The 19,208-nt window shown below is 67.3% G+C and carries 13 protein-coding genes; 1 reads left to right on the top strand and 12 read right to left on the bottom strand.

Features of this window, described 5'->3' with window-relative positions; genetic code table 11:
• Positions 1-14 precede the first annotated feature (14 nt).
• Positions 15-1,112: an SDR family oxidoreductase gene (locus AC6LJ9_RS14860; RefSeq protein WP_498148144.1), complete on the bottom strand. Its 1,098-nt coding sequence runs from the start codon at positions 1,110-1,112 to the stop codon at positions 15-17.
• A 137-nt stretch (positions 1,113-1,249) separates the two neighbouring features.
• Between AC6LJ9_RS14860 and AC6LJ9_RS14855 the strand changes: the two genes are divergently transcribed.
• A complete protein-coding gene (locus AC6LJ9_RS14855) occupies positions 1,250-1,858 on the top strand; it encodes a TetR/AcrR family transcriptional regulator (protein ID WP_212318447.1) in 609 nt (202 codons plus the stop codon).
• Between the two features lie 90 nt (positions 1,859-1,948).
• On the opposite strand, the gene AC6LJ9_RS14850 is transcribed toward AC6LJ9_RS14855, so the two are convergent.
• The 11 genes from AC6LJ9_RS14850 to pbpC form a co-directional block, all read right to left on the bottom strand.
• Entirely contained in the window at positions 1,949-2,689 is a 741-nt protein-coding gene (locus AC6LJ9_RS14850; RefSeq protein ID WP_103275141.1) for an ABC transporter ATP-binding protein, read from the bottom strand.
• Positions 2,686-3,486 (bottom strand): ABC transporter ATP-binding protein, encoded by an 801-nt coding sequence (locus AC6LJ9_RS14845; protein WP_103275142.1) that lies wholly within the window; start codon positions 3,484-3,486, stop codon positions 2,686-2,688. The genes AC6LJ9_RS14850 and AC6LJ9_RS14845 overlap by 4 nt, the downstream gene beginning before the upstream one ends.
• Entirely contained in the window at positions 3,483-4,571 is a 1,089-nt protein-coding gene (locus AC6LJ9_RS14840) for an ABC transporter permease subunit (protein ID WP_212318439.1), read from the bottom strand. Before AC6LJ9_RS14840 ends, AC6LJ9_RS14845 begins: the two co-directional genes overlap by 4 nt.
• Positions 4,568-5,419, bottom strand: a complete 852-nt coding sequence (locus tag AC6LJ9_RS14835; protein ID WP_498148171.1) for a branched-chain amino acid ABC transporter permease — start codon at positions 5,417-5,419, stop codon at positions 4,568-4,570. The genes AC6LJ9_RS14840 and AC6LJ9_RS14835 overlap by 4 nt, the downstream gene beginning before the upstream one ends.
• Positions 5,420-5,651: 232 nt before the next feature.
• Entirely contained in the window at positions 5,652-6,797 is a 1,146-nt protein-coding gene (locus AC6LJ9_RS14830) for a branched-chain amino acid ABC transporter substrate-binding protein (RefSeq protein ID WP_212318435.1), read from the bottom strand.
• A gap of 240 nt (positions 6,798-7,037) precedes the next feature.
• Positions 7,038-10,859 carry a trifunctional transcriptional regulator/proline dehydrogenase/L-glutamate gamma-semialdehyde dehydrogenase gene (gene putA / locus AC6LJ9_RS14825; RefSeq protein WP_498148143.1) on the bottom strand — a complete coding sequence of 1,274 codons (3,822 nt, stop codon included), beginning with the start codon at positions 10,857-10,859 and terminating at the stop codon, positions 7,038-7,040.
• Between the two features lie 167 nt (positions 10,860-11,026).
• Positions 11,027-11,680: a PqiC family protein gene (locus AC6LJ9_RS14820; protein ID WP_498148142.1), complete on the bottom strand. Its 654-nt coding sequence runs from the start codon at positions 11,678-11,680 to the stop codon at positions 11,027-11,029.
• A gap of 5 nt (positions 11,681-11,685) precedes the next feature.
• The gene (locus AC6LJ9_RS14815; protein ID WP_498148141.1) at positions 11,686-13,350 is read right to left on the bottom strand and encodes a PqiB family protein; all 1,665 of its coding nucleotides are present in this window, start codon (positions 13,348-13,350) and stop codon (positions 11,686-11,688) included.
• A 35-nt stretch (positions 13,351-13,385) separates the two neighbouring features.
• Positions 13,386-14,708 (bottom strand): paraquat-inducible protein A, encoded by a 1,323-nt coding sequence (locus AC6LJ9_RS14810; RefSeq protein ID WP_498148140.1) that lies wholly within the window; start codon positions 14,706-14,708, stop codon positions 13,386-13,388.
• Positions 14,708-17,020, bottom strand: coding sequence for an ATP-dependent Clp protease ATP-binding subunit ClpA (clpA, locus tag AC6LJ9_RS14805; protein ID WP_212317415.1), 2,313 nt, complete (start codon positions 17,018-17,020; stop codon positions 14,708-14,710). Before clpA ends, AC6LJ9_RS14810 begins: the two co-directional genes overlap by 1 nt.
• Before the next feature lie 56 nt (positions 17,021-17,076).
• Entirely contained in the window at positions 17,077-19,206 is a 2,130-nt protein-coding gene (pbpC, locus tag AC6LJ9_RS14800; RefSeq protein WP_498148139.1) for a penicillin-binding protein 1C, read from the bottom strand.
• Between the last annotated feature and the right edge of the window lie 2 nt (positions 19,207-19,208).

Below are 19,208 nucleotides of genomic sequence, written 5' to 3'. Positions count from 1 at the left end.
CCCTTGCTACGCGCTCAGAACCAGCCATGCTGGCGATACCAGCCCACGGTATCGGCCAGCGTCTGCTCCAGCGGACGAAAACGCAGGCCCAGTTCATGCTCGCTCTTGGCCGGATTGAAGCGGGTCCGCCCCGCCTCGCGCGCCATCAGCCGCACCGTCGCCAGCCCCAGCAGCACCGGCTTGCCCGAAACCCGCGCATAGACTTCCTGTACGGCCGCCAGCGCATACAGCAAGGGCAGCGGCAGCTTGCGCGTTGGCACCGGAATTCCGGCCACCTGCCCCAGCAGCGGGATCAGTTCTCCCATTTCCATGTGGCGCCCGGCCGCCAGATAGCGTTCGCCCCGGCGGCCGCGCTCGGCCGCCGCGATCTGCGCCAGCGCCACGTCACGGGCGTCGACCACCGAGAAGCTGCCGGGCACCAGGCCGGGCAGCTTGCCGCGCGCCACGTCGTTGACCAGTTGCCCCGCCGAGGTCGGCCCGATATCGCCAGGCCCCCACATCCAGCCAGGCAGCACGAAACACGCGTGCATGTCGGGATGTTGGCGCAGGAACGCGCGCACCGCGTCATCGGCCAGGATCTTGCTGCGGTAGTAGTCGTCGGCGTCGGCCGGCAAGCGGTCGCAGGTCTCATCGATCAGCGTGCCTGGCAATCCATCGAGTACGGCAATCGAAGACGTCTGCACGAACCTGCGTACGCCCGCGGCATGCACGGCGGCAATCAACGCCGCCGTGCCGTCCACGTTGATGCGCCGCAGTTCGTCCCAATGGCGTCCGCCCTTGTAGCTGTCACGGAAATGGGCGGCGGCATGGAACACCACGTCGCAGCCGGCCAGCGCGTCGGCGAAGGCGCCGACCTCGCCCATGTCGCCATGCACCACCTGCACCTGCGGCAGATCCGCGAACTGCTTGCGCGCCTTGTCCACGGACCTGACCAGCGCCCGAACCTCGATGCCACGCGCCGCCAGCTCGCGCACCAGGTTGTTGCCCAGCAGGCCCGTGGCGCCAGTGACGAAGGCCTGCCGGATGGGCCGGGCCCGAGGCTCCCGCGCCTGGACACCCTGGTTGCGCGCGACGCCAGCCTGTAACGGCGCCTGATGGTCTTGATGGTGCATGTAGCGATCTCTCCGGGTGAAGTGGGCGCGGCCATATGCGTGGACACACCCATTTCAGATATCAAATGATATTTGAATAGCAAATGGTATCCTCATCCGGCAAAATCAGTCAATCCAGATAGCAATCGATATTTAAAATGCCACGCCCCCGCCTGACACGAGAAGAGAGCCAGGAACAGACACGCCAGCGCCTGATCGCCGCGGCCTGCAAGCAAGTCGCCGAGCGCGGCTTCGCATCCACCAGCGTGCGCGATATCGCCAGGGAGGCCGGCTATACCCAGGGCGCCTTCTACTCCAATTTCCAGAGCAAGGAAGACCTGCTGCTGGACCTGCTGCGCCAGCACAAGGCGCAGGAGGCCGAGCGCATCACGGGCGGCGTGGCCATGGCGGGCGAGGACTTCGGCAAGGCCTTCGAGGCGTTGGAGCTTTGGGCGCGCGACTTCGGCATGGATGCCTCCCAGGCCCTGCTCGCGACCGAGCTGCAACTGCTGGCCGCGCGCAATCCGGAGTTCGGCCAGGCCTACGCCGCGCTGATGGCGGACCAGCGGCGGATCTACGCGCAATTGCTGGAACGATTGTTCGCGCTCGCCGGACGGACGCCGCCCGTCCCCGCTGAGGAATTGGCCGGCAGCCTCATGGCCCTGGCGCGCAGCCAGGCCATCGATCATGCGCTGTATGGCGCGGCGTCCGCGGGCGACATCCTGATCGCCGTGCTGCGCAGCCTGTTCCAGCGGCCGCCAGCATGATTCCGGGCATCTGCCCTGTTCCTGCGTGGCGATGAAAAAAAGCCGGCGCGATCCTCTCGCGCCGGCTTTTTCACGCAACGAACCCCGGGCTCAGGCGTGCTCTTCGACTTCACCCAGGTAGGCCGCGCGCACCTTGGGATCGTGCAACATGTCGCCGGACTTGCCGGACAGGATGATCTCGCCCGATTCCATCACGTAGCCGCGATGGCTGTTTTCCAGCGCCAGGCGTGCGTTCTGCTCGATCAGCAGGATGGTGACGCCTTCGCTGGCGATGGTCCGCACCACCTCGAAGACCTTTTCCACCATCAGCGGCGCCAGTCCCATCGAGGGCTCGTCCAGCAACAGCAGCTTGGGACGCGCGATCATGGCTCGGCCCATGGCCACCATCTGCTGCTCGCCGCCGGACAGGGTGCCGGCCGCCTGCTTGCGGCGCTCGGCAAGGCGCGGGAACAGCGTGAAGACGCGGTCGGTATCCTGGCGGATCTGGGCCGCGTCGCGGCGCACATAGCCGCCCATGGCGAGGTTTTCCTCGATGGTCAGCTGGCCGAAGATGCCCCGGCCTTCCGGCACCATCACCAGGCCCTGGCGCACGAGCTCGTGCGATTTCTGGCCGCCTATGGACTTGCCGCCATAGACGACTTCGCCGCCGGCCAGCGGCACCAGTCCGCAGATCGCGCGCAGCGTGGTGCTCTTGCCGGCGCCGTTGGCGCCGATCAGGCAGACCAGCTCGCCTTCGTCGACCCGCAGGTCGATGCCGCGCACCGCGCGGATGCCGCCGTAGGCGACCTGCAGGCCGCGCAATTCGAGTAGGGGTTGGGATACCGTCGTCATGCCTGGCGCTCCTGATGAATCAGCGGATCCTGGGCCGCGCCCGCGCCCAGATACGCTTCGATGACCTTGGGATCGCGCTGCACCTGGGCGGGCTTGCCCATGGCCAGCACCTTGCCGTATTCCAGCACCAGCACGCGGTCGCACAGGCCCATGACCAGCTTCATGTCGTGCTCGATCAGCAGCACCGTGATGCCGTCGTCGCGGATCTTCTCGATCAGCTTGCGCAGCACCACCGTTTCCGAGGCGTTCATGCCGGCGGCCGGTTCGTCCAGCGCCAGCAGCTTCGGCTCGGTGGCCAGCGCGCGCGCGATCTCCAGGCGGCGCTGGTCGCCGTAGGGCAGCGAACGCGCCACGTCGTTGGCGCGATGGCCGATGCCCACGTATTCCAGCAGTTCCTGGGCGCGCGCCTCGATGGCGGCTTCCTCGGCGCGCGCGCCGCGGGTGCGCAGCACGGCGCCCAACACGCCGGCGCGGGTGCGCATGTGGCGGCCGATCATCACGTTCTCGATCGCGCTCAGGTTGGCGAACAGGCGGATGTTCTGGAACGTGCGCGCCAGGCCGGCGTAGGCCACTTCATGCGGCTTCTTGCCCGACATGGACTGGCCATTGAAGGTGCAGGAGCCGTCTTCCGGGATGTACAGGCCGGTCAGCACGTTGAACAGCGTGGTCTTGCCCGCGCCGTTGGGGCCGATCAGGCCGTAGATCTCGCCCTGCTCGATGTCGAAGCTTACGTCCGACAAGGCTTGCAGGCCGCCGAAGCGTTTGCCCAGTCCCTGGGCTTGCAGCAGTTTGCTCATGCGGCGCCTCCTTGGGCCTTGCTGGACAGTTCGCGCTTGCGCACGGCGGACGGCCACAGGCCGGCCGGGCGGAACAGCATCACGCAGACCATGGCCAGGCCGAACAGCAGCATGCGGATGCCTTCCGGATCCAGCACCACGGCGCCGAACAGCATGTGCTGCGCCGGTTCGACCACGGCGCGCAGGAACTCGGGCAGGCCCGCCAGGATGATGGCGCCCAGGATCACGCCCGGGATATGGCCCATGCCGCCCAGCACCACCATGCACAGGATGGAGATGGATTCCATCAGCGAGAAGCTCTCGGGGCTGACAAAGCCCTGCATCGAGGCGAACAGCGCGCCGGCCACGCCGCCGAAGGACGCGCCCATGGCGAAGGCCAGCAGCTTGATGTTGCGGGTGTTGATGCCCATGGCCTTGGCCGCGATCTCGTCCTCGCGGATGGCTTCCCAGGCGCGGCCGATGCGCGAGTTCTGCAGGCGCAGGCAGACCACCACGATGATCAGCGTCAGCGCCAGCAGCAGGTAGTAGTACTTCTCCGGGCCGGTGAAGCGTATGCCCATCAGCGTTTCGGTACGGCCAAACGCGAACTCGCCCACCTTGAAGGTGTCGATGCGATTGATGCCTTGCGGACCGTTGGTGATGTTGATCGGCGAGTTCAGGTTGTTCAGGAAGATGCGGATGATCTCGCCGAAACCCAAGGTCACGATGGCCAGGTAGTCGCCGCGCAGCTTGAGCGTGGGCGCCCCCAGCAGCACGCCGAACAGGCAGGCCACCGCCAGCGCGATCGGCAGGATCGCCCAGAACGGCAGGTGCAGGCCGAAGTGCGGCGAGGCCAGCATGGCCCAGGCATAGGCGCCCACCGCGTAGAACGCGATGTAGCCCAGGTCCAGCAGGCCGGCGAAACCCACCACGATGTTCAGGCCCAGCGACAGCATCACGTACAGCAGCGCGAAGTTCAGGATGCGCACCCAGCTCTGGCCGGCCATGCCGATCACGAAGGGCAGCACCGCCAGCACGATGCCGATCAGCGCGATGCCGATCAGGTTGCGGGTGGAAAGCCCGCTCTTTTTCATGGTCGCGTTCATGCACGGTCCCCCACGCGCTCGCCCAGGAGGCCGGAGGGGCGGAAGATCAGCACCAGCACCAGCACGAAGAAAGCGAACACGTCTTGATAATGGCTGCCCAGGAAGCCGCCGGTCAGGTCGCCGATATAGCCGGCGCCCAGCGATTCGATGATGCCCAGCAGCAGGCCGCCGGCCATCGCGCCCACCAGGTTGCCGATGCCGCCCAGCACCGCCGCGGTGAAGGCCTTCAGGCCCAGCATGAAGCCCATGGTGTATTGCGACACGCCGTAGTAGGTGGCGACCATCATGCCGGCCACGGCGGCCAGCGCCGAGCCGATCAGGAAGGCGGCCGAGATGACGGTGTTGATGTTCACGCCCATCAGGCCGGCCACTTCGCGGTTCTGCGCGGTGGCGCGCATGGCCGTGCCCAGGCGGGTCTTGTGCACCACGGCCAGCAGCCCGCCCATGATGAGCGCGGCGATGACCACGATGGCGATCTGCAGCGTGCTGATGCGCGCGCCGAAGATCTCGAACACCCGTGGCGTGAGCACTTGCGGGAAGTTCAGGTAGTTGCGGCCCCAGCCCATCATCGCCACGTTCTGCAGGATGATGGACACGCCGATGGCGGTGATCAGGGCGGCCAGGCGCGGCGCGCGGCGCAGCGGCCGGTAGGCCACGCGTTCCGCGGTCCAGCCGATCGCCATGCACAGCGGCACCGACACCAGCAGGCCCAGGCCCAGCACCACGAAGGCCGAGGCCGAGGGATCGCCGCCGACCAGCGAGATCGCGATCGTCGTCGCCGCCATGGCGCCGATCATGACCACGTCGCCGTGCGCGAAGTTGATCAGCCCGATGATGCCGTACACCATGGTGTAGCCCAGGGCGACCAAAGCGTACACGCTGCCCAGCGTGACGCCGTTAATCAGTTGTTGAATGAAGATATCCATAGGGGCCGCAGAATAAGCCTGGAAAAAATCGCGCGAGCCGCGCGGATGGGGCGTCGAAGCCCGTGCCGGGCTGCGCGCGGCAGCGCCTGGCGGCGCTGCCGGTGCAAAGCGGGCGGAGGGCGCGGGGAGCGCCGCCCGCCTCGGTCATCCGGCCTTAGTTGGCCTGGCTGACCATCGTTTCAACCATCTCCCACTTGCCGTTCTTGACTTCGTAGATGGTGACCGAGATTTCCTTCAGATCGCCGTTCTTGTCGTAGGCGATGTTCTCGCTGGTGGCGCCCTTGCGGCTCAGCTTGGCCAGCGCCGGCAGGTACTTCTCGGGCTTGGCCGAGCCGGCCTGCTCGATGGCGGTGATCATGTTCCACGCGCCGTCGTAGGCGTAGGGCGCGTAAACGCCGGGAGCCTTCTTGAAGCGGGCCTGATAACGCTGCTCGAAGTCCTTGCCCGCGGCCATCTTGTCCAGCGGCACGCCGGCCAGCGAGGCGTAGGTGCCGTCGGCGGCGTCGCCGGCCAGCTTGATGAAGGTGTCGCTGCGGGTCATTTCACCCGAGACCAGCGGGGCCTTCAGGCCGAGCGTGGCCAGCTGGCGCTTCATCGGGCCGGACTGCGCGTCCAGGCCGCCGTAGAAGATGGCGTCGGGCGCCGAGCCCTTGATGTTGGTCAGGATGGCCGTGAAGTCGTTGGCCTTGTCGGTGGTGTACTCGCGGCGCACGATTTGGCCGCCGGCGGCCTTGACGGCCTTCTCGACCTCGTCGGCCAGGCCCTGGCCGTAGGCGGTGCGGTCGTCGATGATGGCGACCTTCTTGGCCTTCAGGCTCTGCACCATGAACTTGCCGACCGCGGCGCCCTGCTGGGTGTCGCTGGTCATCATGCGGAAGGTGGTTTCGTAGCCCTGCTTGGTGTACTCCGGCGAGGTCGCCATGGCGATCTGCGGCAGGCCAGCTTCGTGGTAGACGCGCGAAGCGGGAATGGTGGTGCCCGAGTTGAAGTGACCCAGGATGCCGACGACGCTTTCGTCGACCAGCTGCTGCGCGACCTGCACGCCCACGCGCGGGTCGGCCTGGTCGTCGCGCGACACCAGCACGAACTTGGCGGGCTTGCCGTCGATCTTGATGCCCTTCTGGTTGGCTTCTTCCAGCGCCAGGTTCAGGCCGTTCTGCATGTCCTCGCCGTAATGCGACTGCGGACCGGTCAGCGGCGCGGCAAAGCCGAGCTTGATGTCGGCGGCCTGCGCGGCGGCGGCCATGCCGACGGCGGCGATGCTGGCCGAAAGAAGCTTCAAAGTGGTGCGGAACTTCATAGGGGTCCTCCGGTATGTCGGATTTATGGCCTGTTATAACCTGGGCCGATAGCCCGGCTTTCGTTTTTTCACTTCCACGCCGCCCGGGTTCTCCGGGATCGGCGCCTGCAGCTTTCTACAGAAAGGGGATGCCGGTTTGCGGCATCCCCACTTGAGGTGCGACCGGATTTTGCTTCGAGTGCAACCTCATTCGATATTGGAGATAACCCTTGGTCACCCAAAGGTTACCCACCAGTCACCTCAACCGATCGTCATCAGGCTGGCGTTACCGCCGGCAGCGGCCGTGTTGACGCTGACGGAACGCTCGGCAAGCAGGCGCTCCGGCGCATAGGCCGTGCCCGCGGCCAGCGCGTCCGAGGTCAACCCATGCACGGCCAGGATCGGACCGGCGCGCTGGGCGATACGCTGGTTCAGCGCGCGCAGCGCGTCGCCGTCGCCCTCGAACAGCACCGCCTGGAAATCAGCGTGGTCGACGTCGGCATCGGCCAGGATGCCCGCCTGCCCCTGCTGCTCGGCATCCAGCCCGGACAGCAGCGCCTGCGCGGCCGGCGTATCGGCGAACCAGGCATGGTTGCCGGTCTGCCGGGCCACCGCCCATTGCGCGCGCGCGCCGGCCTCGCTGGCCGCCACGCAATACACGGCGCCGCGCGGCTCGACCAGATAGGTGTTGGTCTCGCCCGTGGGACCGGGCAGCGCGATGCGCTGCGGCAGCGGCGCGGCTGGATCCAGCGCCGGCGGCAGGCCCGCCGGGCGCGTGCCCAGCAGACGGTACATGTACAGCGGGCCGCCGGCCTTGGGGCCGGTGCCGGACAGGCATTCGCCGCCGAAGGGCTGCACGCCCACCACCGCGCCGACGATGTTGCGGTTGACGTAGACGTTGCCGGCATGCACCTGGCCCGTCACGTGCGCGATGGTTTCATCGATGCGGGTATGCACGCCGAAGGTCAGGCCGTAGCCGGTGCCGTTGACGGCCTCCAGCAGCGCGTCCAGTTCCTCGCGCTTGTAGCGCACCACATGCAGCACCGGCCCGAAGATCTCGCGCTTCAGTTCGCTGATGTGACCGATCTCGATGATGGTCGGCGGCACGAAGGTGCCGTGGCGGCATTCACCATTGAGTTCCAGCTGGTCCACTCGGCGGCCGGCGGTGCGCATGGCGTCGATGTGGCGCACGATGCCATTGCGGGCCTCGGCGTCGATCACCGGCCCCACATCCACAGACAGACGATCGGGATTGCCCACGCTGAGTTCGCGCATGGCGCCGCGCAGCATCGTCAGCACGTGGTCGGCGCTGTCTTCCTGGATGCACAGCACGCGCAGCGCCGAACAGCGCTGGCCGGCCGAATCGAAGGCCGAACTGAGCACATCGAACACGACCTGCTCGGCCAGCGCCGACGAATCCACCACCATCGCGTTCTGGCCGCCGGTCTCGGCGATCAGCGGAATGGTGTGGCCGTCGTCGTCCAGGCGATCAGCCAGCGCGCGTGCGATGATGCGCGCCACGTCGGTCGAGCCGGTGAACATGACGCCGCGCACGCCAGGACTGGCCACCAGCTGCGCGCCGACGGTCTCGCCACGGCCCGGCAGCAGCTGCACGGCGCCGGCCGGCACGCCTGCGGCGCGCAGGATCTCGATGGCCTGGGCCGCGATCAGCGGGGTCTGCTCGGCGGGCTTGGCCAGCACGGTATTGCCGGCCGCCAGCGCGGCGGCGACCTGGCCGGTGAAGATGGCCAGCGGGAAGTTCCAGGGACTGATGCACAGCACAGTGCCCAGCGGGCGGTGCGTGTCGTTGCCGAACTCGCGCGACGCCTGGTCGGCGTAGTAGCGCAGGAAATCGACGGCCTCGCGCACCTCGGCGATGGCGTTGGGCAGCGACTTGCCGGCTTCGCGCACGATCAGGCCCAGCAGCGTCTGCATCTGCTCTTCCAGCAGTTGCGCGGCGCGGCGCAGGCATTGCGCGCGCTCGGCCACCGGCGTCGATTGCCAGATGGGCGCGGCATTGGCCGCGATGCGCAGCGCGGCCTCGGCTTCCTCGGCATTGGCCTCGACCACATGGCCGACCAGGTCGCGCAGATTGGCCGGGTTGCGCACTTCGACGGCGCGCGCCGCGTCCCAGGCCTGGGCGCCCTCGCCCAGCATGGGGCCGGCGCGCCAGGTCATGCCGGCGCTGGCCAGCAGCGCGGCCGACAGCGATCCCAGGCGATGCTCGTTGCTCAGGTCCAGGCCGGCGGAGTTGGCGCGCGCACCTTCCTGCAGATTGCCGAACAGTTCGCGCGGCAGCGGGATCTTCTCGTGCGGCGCGCCCAGCGGCACGACGCGCGAGGCGGCGTCCACCGGATCGGACACCAGCAGCTCGACCGGGATGCTCTCGTCGCCGATCAGGTTCACGAAAGAGGTGTTGGCGCCGTTCTCCAGCAGGCGGCGCACCAGGTAGGCCAGCAGCGTCTCGTGCGTGCCCACCGGCGCGTAGATGCGACACGGGCGGTTCAGCTTGCCCTGCGCCAGCGGGCCGACCACTTCGTCGTACAGCGGTTCTCCCATGCCGTGCAGGCACTGGAACTCGTACTGGCCGGGGTAGTAGTTCTGGCCGGCCAGCTGATAGATGGCCGACAGCGTGTAGGCGTTGTGCGTGGCGAACTGCGGATACACGGCCTCGGGCGCGCCCAGCAGCTTGCGGGCGCAAGCCAGGTAGGCGACATCGGTGTAGATCTTGCGGGTATAGACCGGATAGCCTTCCAGGCCATCGACCTGGGCGCGCTTGATCTCGCTGTCCCAATAGGCGCCCTTGACCAGGCGCACCATCACGCGGTGGCGGCTGCGGCGCGCCAGGTCGATCACGTAGTCGATCACGAAGGGCGCGCGCTTCTGGTAGGCCTGGATCACGAAGCCGATGCCGTTCCAGCCGTCCAGCTCGGGCGCGAAGCACAGCGCCTCCAGCAGGTCCAGCGAGATCTCCAGGCGGTCGGCTTCCTCGGCGTCGATGTTCAGGCCGATGTCGTAGCTGCGCGCCAGCGCGGTCAGCGCCTTCACGCGCGGTAGCAGCTCGGCCATGACACGCTCGCGCTGGGCGCGCGAATAGCGCGGATGCAGCGCCGACAGCTTGATGGAAATGCCCGGGCCTTCATAGATGCCCCGGCCGGCGGCGGCCTTGCCGATGGCATGGATGGCCTGCTCGTAGGACGCGTAATAGCGGTCGCCGTCCTCGGCGGTGGTGGCCGCCTCGCCCAGCATGTCGTAGGAATAGCGGAAGCCGCGCGCTTCCATCTTGCGGTTGTTGGCCAGCGCCTCGGAAATCGTCTGGCCCGACACGAACTGCTCGCCCATCATGCGCATGGCCATGTTCACGCCCTTGCGCACCAGCGGCTCGCCGCCCTTGCCGATCAGGCGCGTCAGCGCCTTGGACAGCGACTGCTCGCTGTTCACGGCCACCAGCTTGCCGGTGATCATCAGGCCCCACGTGGCGGCGTTGACGAACAGGGACTGCGAGCCGCCCATGTGCGACTTCCAGTCGCCGCGCGAGACCTTGTCGCGGATCAGCGCGTCGCGCGTGGCGCGGTCGGGAATGCGCAGCAACGCTTCGGCCAGGCACATCAGCGCCACGCCTTCCTGGCTGGACAGCGAGAATTCCTGGATCAGGCCCTCGACGCCACCGCCCGTGCGCTTGCCGCGCAGCTTCTTCACCAGGTCCGTGGCCATGCCGCGGATCTTGTCCAGGTTCGGCATGCGGGCCTGGCCCAGCAGCAGCGGCACGCATTCCGGCTCGGGCCGGCGATAGGCGGCGGTAATGGCGGCGCGCAGCACCGATTGCGGCTGCACGTCCTGGCCGAACTCGTAGAACGGCGGCGTGGCGATGGCCTGGCCTTCGCCCGCCTCGTCCTCGGCGCCCTCTTCGCCGCCCAGGTGCGACATCTCGGCGGGCAGATGGCCGCGCTCGATCCTGTCCAGATAGGCGAGGATCGCCTGCTTGTGCAGCCAATGCGGCGTGCAGTTGAGCTTTTGCGCGGCCGTCTTGAGGCGGTCGCGCAGTGCGTCATCGACTTTGACGCCGAGGGTCGTGCTGGCCATAAGAGATTGCTTCCTGTCGCATGGCAAGGGTCACCAGGCCCCTGTTGGAGCCCGGAAAATGGTTGGACCGTATGCTAATCAGGTTGCAACCCGCCAGATATTAAGGTTAACCCTAGGTTAACTATCTGAGATTGCGGAAGTTTCCGGGCCGAGATCCGGCCCCGGATTCACTCTTTCAACGGCGCGCAGCCTACGCTGCGCACGCCTTCGCCGTCCGGCGTCTGGCGGCCGCGGATGGCCGACGCCATCACGCCCGCCAGCTTGGACAAGGCGCGCTGCTGCGCGGCGACCAGCGCCGAGGCGCCCTGCCCCGATACCGGCTCGTCGACCACCGTGCGGCAGATCAGCCCGCTGCCCTTCAGGTTTACCGGCCGGACGCGCCAGGTGGCGTCCAGCTGGGCCGAGCCGGGCGACAGGTCGAACCGCTGCACATCGGTCTGCACCCGCCACACCGCCGCGCCGGAAGCGGGTTTCACCACGCGTACATCCAGCGCGCCCAGCTCGCGCTGCAGCGCGTCCGACAGCGCGCCCCGGACCTCGTCGGCCAGCGGCGCGGTCCAGCGCTCGGAATACAGCGCCGAGACGCTGCCGTCGCCATTGCGCACCATGAGCTGGGGCTGGTCGGCTGGCGTGGGCACGCTGACCGGGAGCACGTCGATCATATAGGCCGCCTGCGCGCCAGCGGCCGCCGACGCGGCGCCCGCCGGCGCGGACAGCGTGTAGTAATGCACGGGCGCCGAGCCGCAGCCCGCCAGGGCGGCGGCCAAGACCAGTGCGGGCGCGGCGATGCGCAGGAAGAACGGCTTGGGCATCATGTTCATGGGCATCAGTTCTTGACCGGGCCAGCGCCGGGGATGGGATCGTTGCCGCGGCCGCGCAGCAACGCTTCGGGATTGGCCTGCAGGAAGTCCGCCAGCGACCGCAGCGACCGCGCGGCGCGGTTCAGTTCCTGCAGCGCGCGCTCGGTGCTGACCGGCAGCGCGCCGTCGGAGGCCAGCAGCTCGTTGATGCGGGCCATGGACTCCCTGGCCTGCTTCAGCATGCCCTGCGCCTCGGGCGCCACCTGCTTGTCCAGGCGGTTCATCAGCCTGGAAGTGCTGGCCAGCGTGGTGCGCAGGTCCTCGCCGATCTTGTCGAACGGAATCTTCTCGATCTTGTTGACGATGTTGCTGAGCTGTTGCTGCAGCTGGTCCAGGTTGCCCGGCACGGTCGGGATGATCGCCGGCACGGATGGCTTGTACGCCACGGGCTTGGCATTGGGGAACACGTCCAGGTTCACGTACAACTGGCCCGTCAGCAGGTTCGCCGGACGCAGTTGCGCGCGCAGCCCGTGCTTGATCATGCCGCCCAACAGGCGATCGCCAGCCACGTCGCCATCCTTCTCGGCCAGCCCGTGGACCTCGTCATAGACGCTGCCCAGGCGTTCCGGATAGAGCGTGGCGTCGACCACTGAGTAGAAACGCTTGGTCTCCGAGTCGAAATCCAGGTTGATGCCGGTGACGTTGCCCAACGTGATGCCGCTGAAATCGACCAGCGCGCCCACGGCCAGGCCACGGATCGACTGGTCAAAGCGCATCCGTATGTCGAAGGCCTCGCCATCCGGATTGGCCTTGGCCTGAGCCTCGGTCGAATAGAGTTCAAACTCGGCATCCGCCAGCGCCGGCTTGTTGGCGCCGCGCGCCGTATAGACCGGCTCGAACGCCACCCCGCCCACCAGCAGCGACACCACCGATTGCGTGCGCACCTTCAGTCCGTCCGCATTGACGCTGAAATCCACGCCGCTGGAATTCCAGAAGCGCGTGCCGCTGGTCACGAACGCATCGTTGGGCGCGTCGACGAAGACCTCGATATTCACGGAATCACCGCTCTTGTCGAGCTCGTACCCGATGACCCGGCCGACGTTGATGCGGCGGTAGTAGACCGGCGAACCGATATCCAGCGAGCCCAGGTTGTCGGCCTTGAGCTTGAAGCGCTTGCCGGCCCGGTCATGCGTCACGGCGGGCGGGATCTCCAGCCCCTCGAATGCCAGCTTGGTGGCCTTGCTGGCGTTGTGCTTGCCTTCCGTGGCGTCCACGCCGATGTAGGCGCCGGACAGCAAGGTGCCCAATCCCGACACGCCGCTCACGTCCAGGCGCGGCTTGACCACCCAGAAATTGGTGCCGTCGCGCGCCAGATCGGAGACTTCCTTGGCCAGCTCGGCCGTCACCACCACCTTGCTGCGGTCTTCATTGAAGCCGATGGACTTCACCGTGCCGACGTTCACGTCCTTGTAGCGCAACCGGGTCTTGCCAACTTCCAGCCCGTCGGCGGAATTGAAGGTGATGGAAATGTCGGTGCCGGCCTGCAGCCAGGTCCGCACGACCAGCGACATGCCCATCAGGGCCGCGACCACGGGCACCAGCCAGATCCAGGAGATCCGGTTCTGGCGCTTGCGCGTGATCGTGGGCGCGGCGATCTTCGGATCGCCCTTGCCGGGTGCTTGCTCGGACATCGATTCTTCCTGTTGTGTTGCGCGCCGCGCCGGGACTATGCCTGACGTTCGGCTGCTGCCGCCGGCGGCTTGTGGCCGCCCGCGATCAGCGGTACATCATCCAGCTCCGCATGGCCTTCCAGATCCCAGCTGCGGCGCAGGTCGAAGCTCATGGCCGACAGCATGGTCAGGATGACCACGACGCCAAAAGCCGCCGCTCCGCCGCCCGCGCTGATTTCCATCAACCCCTGGAAATCGGCCAACGCGGCCAGCAATATAACGACAAAAACGTCCAGCATCGACCACTGCCCGATGAATTCAACCATCTGGTACAGGCGCGTGCGCGGCCGCAAGTTGGTGGAACTGCCCCACTGCTCGGTGAGCAGCAGCAGCACCAGCGCCAGCAGTTTGGTCAGCGGCACCGCCACGCTGGCGATGAAGACGATGAGCGCGATGTCCCAGGATCCCATGGCCCAGAGTTCAACCACCCCGCCCAGGATCGTGTGCGCGCCGCCCCCCACCACCGAGCGCACCTGCATCACCGGCAGCACGTTGGCGGGAATGTAGAACACCACAGCGGCCAGCAGCAGCGCCCAGCTGCGCGCCCGATGATCCGGCTTGCGGTAGTGGACCAAAGCATGGCAGCGCACGCAGTGATGGTCGGCCTCGGGATCGCCATCACGCGGCAACGCCTGGACCTGTCCGCAAACATGACAGCCGGTCAGTACGCTGTCAGGCCCGGCCTGCGGCACATGCACCGGCACCACGCCAGCCGTCTCGGCGTAGCGCCAGATAACATGAGGCGACAGGCGGCCCAGCATGGTGAGCAGGACGGTCAACATACCGAAACCAGCCAGGCCGATGCCAGGCGAAACATCGGCCATGCCAGCCAGTTTAACCACCGCCACCAGCACGCCCAGCAGGAACACCGGCACCATGCACCAAGGCCGCAGCAGGCCCAGCAGGCGCATGGCAGGATGGAAACCGCGCGGCTCGCGCCCTTGCGACAAGGGACCCAGCACCCACAGCAGCACGGACAGTTGCAACAAAGGCAGCACGAAACCGGACAACCCGGTCATCACGGCGACGATCTCGTGGTTCTGCCGCCAGGTGATGGCGACGGCATCGAGCAAGGAGGCCTGCTGCAACATGCCCTGGACGGACATGGATGCGACCGGATAGGCATTGGCAATGCCGAAGACGATCAGCGCGGTGATGGCCAGCGCCAGCCAGTTGGACAGGCTCAGCCCGCTGTAGCGCCACAAGGTGGCGCCGCAGCGGGTGCAACTGGCGGTTTCGCCATGATCGAGTTCATGCCGGCGGTAGATGCTGGCACAGTGTTCGCACTCGATCAGGGGCTGGCTGCTGTCCGCGGCCATCAGTCAACCAGTTCGACTTCCTGCTTGTCGGGCGCGTCCGAGGACGGCGGCTTGCCGCTGTCCTCGAAATCCAGCGTGACCTTGCCCGACTCGTCCAGATCGACCGTGACGGAGCCGCCGTCGACCAGCTTGCCGAACAGCAGCTCGTCGGCCAGCGCGCGCCGGATGGTGTCCTGAATGAGGCGCTGCATGGGACGCGCGCCCATGAGCGGATCGAAGCCTTCCTTGGCCAGGTGGTCGCGCAGGCGCGTGGTGAACACGGCCTCGACTCGGCGCTCGTGCAGTTGGTCTTCCAGCTGCATGAGGAACTTGTCGACCACGCGCAGGATGATCTCGCGATCCAGCGCGGCGAAGGGAATGATCGCGTCCAGGCGGTTGCGGAACTCGGGCGTGAACATGCGGCGGATTTCCGCCATTTCGTCGCCCACCACCCGCGAATTGGCGAAGCCGATGGACGGACGGTTCAGGGTCTCGGCGCCCGCGTTGGTCGTCATGATGAGGATGACGTTGCGGAAGTCCGCCTTGCGGCCGTTGTTGTCGGTCAGCGTGCCGTGGTCCATCACCTGCAGCAGGATGTTGAAGACATCCGGATGCGCCTTCTCGATTTCATCGAGCAGCAGCACGCAATGCGGCTGCTTGGTGATGGCCTCGGTCAGCAGGCCGCCCTGGTCGAAGCCCACGTATCCCGGCGGCGCGCCGATCAGGCGCGACACGGCGTGGCGTTCCATGTATTCCGACATGTCGAAGCGCAGCAGCTCCACGCCCAGCGTGAAGGCGAGCTGGCGCGCGACCTCGGTCTTGCCCACGCCGGTGGGGCCGGAGAACAGGAAGGCGCCGATCGGCTTTTCCGGCTTGCCCAGGCCCGAGCGCGCCATCTTGATGGCGGCCGACAGCGCCTCGATGGCGTTGTCCTGGCCGAACACCACGGTCTTGAGGTCGCGGTCCAGCGTGGCGAGCTTGCTGCGATCGTCGTTGGAGACGGACTGCGGCGGAATGCGCGCAATCTTGGAAACGATGTTTTCGATGTCGACCTTGCCGATCACCTTCTTCTGGCGCGAACGCGGCAGCAGGCGCTGCGCGGCGCCGGCCTCGTCGATCACGTCGATGGCCTTGTCCGGCAGGTGGCGGTCGTTGATGTAGCGCGCCGACAGCTCGGCCGCGGCCGACAGCGCGGCCGACGAATAGCGCACGTTGTGGTGCTCTTCGAAGCGGCTCTTCAGGCCGCGCAGGATCTGCACGGTCTGCTCGACGCTGGGCTCGGGCACGTCGATCTTCTGGAAACGGCGCGACAGCGCGTGGTCTTTCTCGAAGACGCCGCGGTATTCGGTGTAGGTGGTCGCGCCGATACACTTGAGCTGGCCCGAGGACAGCGCCGGCTTGAGCAGGTTGGACGCGTCCAGCGTGCCGCCCGAGGCCGAACCGGCGCCGATCAGCGTGTGGATCTCGTCGATGAACAAAATGGCATCGGGATTGCCACGGATCTGCTTGAGCACGCCCTTCAGGCGCTGCTCGAAATCACCGCGATACTTGGTGCCGGCCAGCAGCGCGCCCATGTCCAGCGCGTAGACCTGCGAGGCCTGCAGGATCTCGGGCACTTCGCCGCGCGTGATGCGCCAGGCCAGGCCCTCGGCGATGGCGGTCTTGCCCACGCCGGCCTCGCCGACCAGCAGCGGGTTGTTCTTGCGGCGGCGGCACAGCACCTGGATGACGCGCTCGACCTCGTGCTCGCGTCCGATCAGGGGATCGATGCGGCCGGCCAGCGCGGCGGCGTTCAGGTCATTGGCATACTGATCCAGCGGCGACTGGCGCGATTCGCCCTGGTCTTCCCCGTTGCTCTGCTGCTCTTTCTGCACGGCGGCGGACTCCACCTGTGGCTGTTTGGTAATGCCATGCGACAGGAAATTGACCACGTCCAGGCGCGTCACGCCCTGCTGTTGCAGGTAATAGACGGCGTGCGAGTCCTTTTCGCCGAAAATGGCGACGAGCACATTGGCGCCCGTGACGGGTTTCTTGCCGGTGCCGCCTGCGGACACATGCATGATCGCGCGCTGGATCACGCGCTGGAAACCCAGCGTGGGCTGCGTGTCGACTTCCGCGCCGCTGGGAATCACGGGCGTGTTTTCCGAGACGAACTGGCGCAGGTTGCGGCGCAGGTCGTCCAGGTTCGCGGCGCAGGCGCGCAGAACCTCGACGGCCGAAGCATTGTCGAGCAACGACAACAGCAGATGCTCGACGGTGATGAATTCGTGCCGGGCCGAACGGGCCTCGACGAAAGCCATATGCAGGCTGACTTCAAGCTCTTGAGAAATCACGCTTCCTCCGATGACGCATCGAAGCGGTCAAATACACGATTCATATTCTATGCCGATCATGGCGTAACACCAGAGATTTCAAAAACCACACTATCGTGGCGCCCCTTGGTATCCATGACCGTAAGCGTATACCGGCCGTCCTGCGCCAACACTAATTTAAACGGATGAGCCGCCCCGCCGTGATTGACGACCCGGCCATCCAGCATCCACCATACCTCACCCTCGGCGCCCTGCGCGTCCACGTCCAGCGCCACCTGCCGGCTGCCCGGCACGGGCCGCAGCACCGCCCCGGCCGACACGCCGCCCAGCCGCAACGGCCCCTGAGTGACGTCGGCGTAGCCGGCGAAGGACGGCGGCACCGTGTCGTTCAGGGCCCAGGCCGCGCGCTGCTCGGGGCAGGCATCGGTCGGGCCGCTGCCCAGCCGGTAGCCCAGCGGCCAGCACGTCACGACGGCTTGCACCGTGGCGGGCCGGATCCGGGGCTGCGGCGCGCCTTCCGGCAGGGCCGCGACGATGTCCTGCAGCAACGGCGCTGCCACATTGGCGCCGAAAAAGCCCGGATTGGGCGTGCCGTCCGGACGGCCGACCCACACGCCTATCGTCCATCTGTCGGTCACGCCGACCGACCAGGCGTCGCGGAAACCGAAACTGGTGCCGGTCTTCCAGGCCAGCCGCCGCCCCTGATTGCCCGATTCATAGAACGGGCGGTCGGGGTGGCCGCCGCTTTCCAGGATGTCGCGGACAATCCAGGCGGCTCCGGCGCTCATCATACGGGACTCCACCCGGGGCTGCTCCGGCCGCAACCGGGGACGCCCGGACAGGCCGCCGCGCGCCAGCGCCCGGTAGGCGCCCACCAGTTCTTCCAATGTGGTGCCGCCCCCGCCCAAAATCAAGCTCAGATTGGGCTCGGCGCCGGCCGGCAGGCGCAGGCGCACCCCGCCCGCCAGCATAACCGAGGCGAAACTGACCGGCCCGACACGGTCCAGCAGGTCCACGGCCGGGACATTCAGGGACCGCTGCAACGCCTGCGCCACGCTGATCGGACCCGAGAAGGCCGCCTGGAAATTGCCCGGCGCGTAGCCGCCGAAGGACAGCGGCGCGTCGATCAGCAGGCTTTCGGAATGGATCAGCCCCTCGTCCAGCGCCTGCGCATACAGGAAGGGCTTGAGCGTGGAACCCGGCGAACGCACCCCGCGCACCATATCCACGTGCGCGTATCGGGAATCATCGGAAAAATCCGCCGACCCCGCGTAGGCCTTGATTTCCAGGCTGTCGTTGTCCATGACCAACACCGCCATGGACACCTTGGGCGGCAGATTGTCGACCCGGTCCAGCAGCATGCGCTCGACCGAAGCCTGCATGTCCGCATCCAGCGTGGACGCGACCAGCGGCGGACGCTCGCCGGGACGCCGGCGCGCCCCGCCCGCCTCCAGCAACAGGCGCTGGGCGGCCAGCGGCGCCAGCCAGCGCGCCCGCAGCGGCGGCGCGATGACGTTCTCGATCTTGGCGTCGGCGACCTCTTCGGCCGTCCAGCGTCCGCGCTCGACCATGCGGTCCAGCACCTTGTCTCGCGCCACCTGCGCCGCCTGCGGATGGCGGTCGGGACGCAGCCGCGACGGCGCCTGCGGCAAGGCAGTCAGCATGGCCGCCTCGGCCGGGCTCAGGTCGCTGGCGGGCTTGCCCAGCCATAGACGGGATCCCATTTCCACGCCTTCGACGATGCCGCCCATGGGCGCATGCGTCAGATACAGGGACAGGATCTCGTCCTTGCTGTAGTGCATTTCCAGCTGCACGGCGCGCCAGGCCTGGCGCAGCTTGGCCGAGATCGTGCGCGACGGCTTGCCGGCCAGCTGCGGGTCGATCAAGCGGGCCGTCTGCATGGTCAGCGTCGAGCCGCCGGACACGATGCGCCGGTTGGTGGCCCACTGCCAACCGGCGCGCGCCAGCGCCACCGGATTGACGCCGGGGTGCCAGTAGAACCAGCGGTCCTCGTAGGTCAGCAGGGTTTCGAGGTAGCGCGGCGACACCTGGGCCGGCGTGACCGGATAGCGCCAGATGCCGTCGCGGCTGGGATAGTTGCGCAGCGGCGTGCCGTCGGCCGAGACGACCACGGCGGCGCCGCCGGAATCGATCGGCGGCAGCGGGAACAGACGGTCCAGCGCGAATAACAACGCGGCCAGCGTCAGGA

This window comes from Achromobacter sp. 1011811831 (genome assembly GCF_059760905.1).
The sequence above is the reverse complement of the archived record's forward strand: the minus strand, read 5'-3'. Positions and strand labels throughout refer to the sequence as shown.

Coding starts and splice junctions, on each gene's coding strand:
- AC6LJ9_RS14855 (WP_212318447.1), top strand. CDS start 1,250: ATGCCACGCCCCCGCCTGACACGAGAAGAGAGCCAGGAACAGACACGC.
- putA (WP_498148143.1), bottom strand. CDS start 10,859: ATGGCCAGCACGACCCTCGGCGTCAAAGTCGATGACGCACTGCGCGAC.
- AC6LJ9_RS14820 (WP_498148142.1), bottom strand. CDS start 11,680: ATGAACATGATGCCCAAGCCGTTCTTCCTGCGCATCGCCGCGCCCGCA.
- AC6LJ9_RS14860 (WP_498148144.1), bottom strand. CDS start 1,112: ATGCACCATCAAGACCATCAGGCGCCGTTACAGGCTGGCGTCGCGCGC.
- AC6LJ9_RS14810 (WP_498148140.1), bottom strand. CDS start 14,708: ATGGCCGCGGACAGCAGCCAGCCCCTGATCGAGTGCGAACACTGTGCC.
- AC6LJ9_RS14845 (WP_103275142.1), bottom strand. CDS start 3,486: ATGAGCAAACTGCTGCAAGCCCAGGGACTGGGCAAACGCTTCGGCGGC.
- AC6LJ9_RS14835 (WP_498148171.1), bottom strand. CDS start 5,419: ATGGTGTACGGCATCATCGGGCTGATCAACTTCGCGCACGGCGACGTG.
- AC6LJ9_RS14840 (WP_212318439.1), bottom strand. CDS start 4,571: ATGAACGCGACCATGAAAAAGAGCGGGCTTTCCACCCGCAACCTGATC.
- AC6LJ9_RS14830 (WP_212318435.1), bottom strand. CDS start 6,797: ATGAAGTTCCGCACCACTTTGAAGCTTCTTTCGGCCAGCATCGCCGCC.
- AC6LJ9_RS14850 (WP_103275141.1), bottom strand. CDS start 2,689: ATGACGACGGTATCCCAACCCCTACTCGAATTGCGCGGCCTGCAGGTC.
- AC6LJ9_RS14815 (WP_498148141.1), bottom strand. CDS start 13,350: ATGTCCGAGCAAGCACCCGGCAAGGGCGATCCGAAGATCGCCGCGCCC.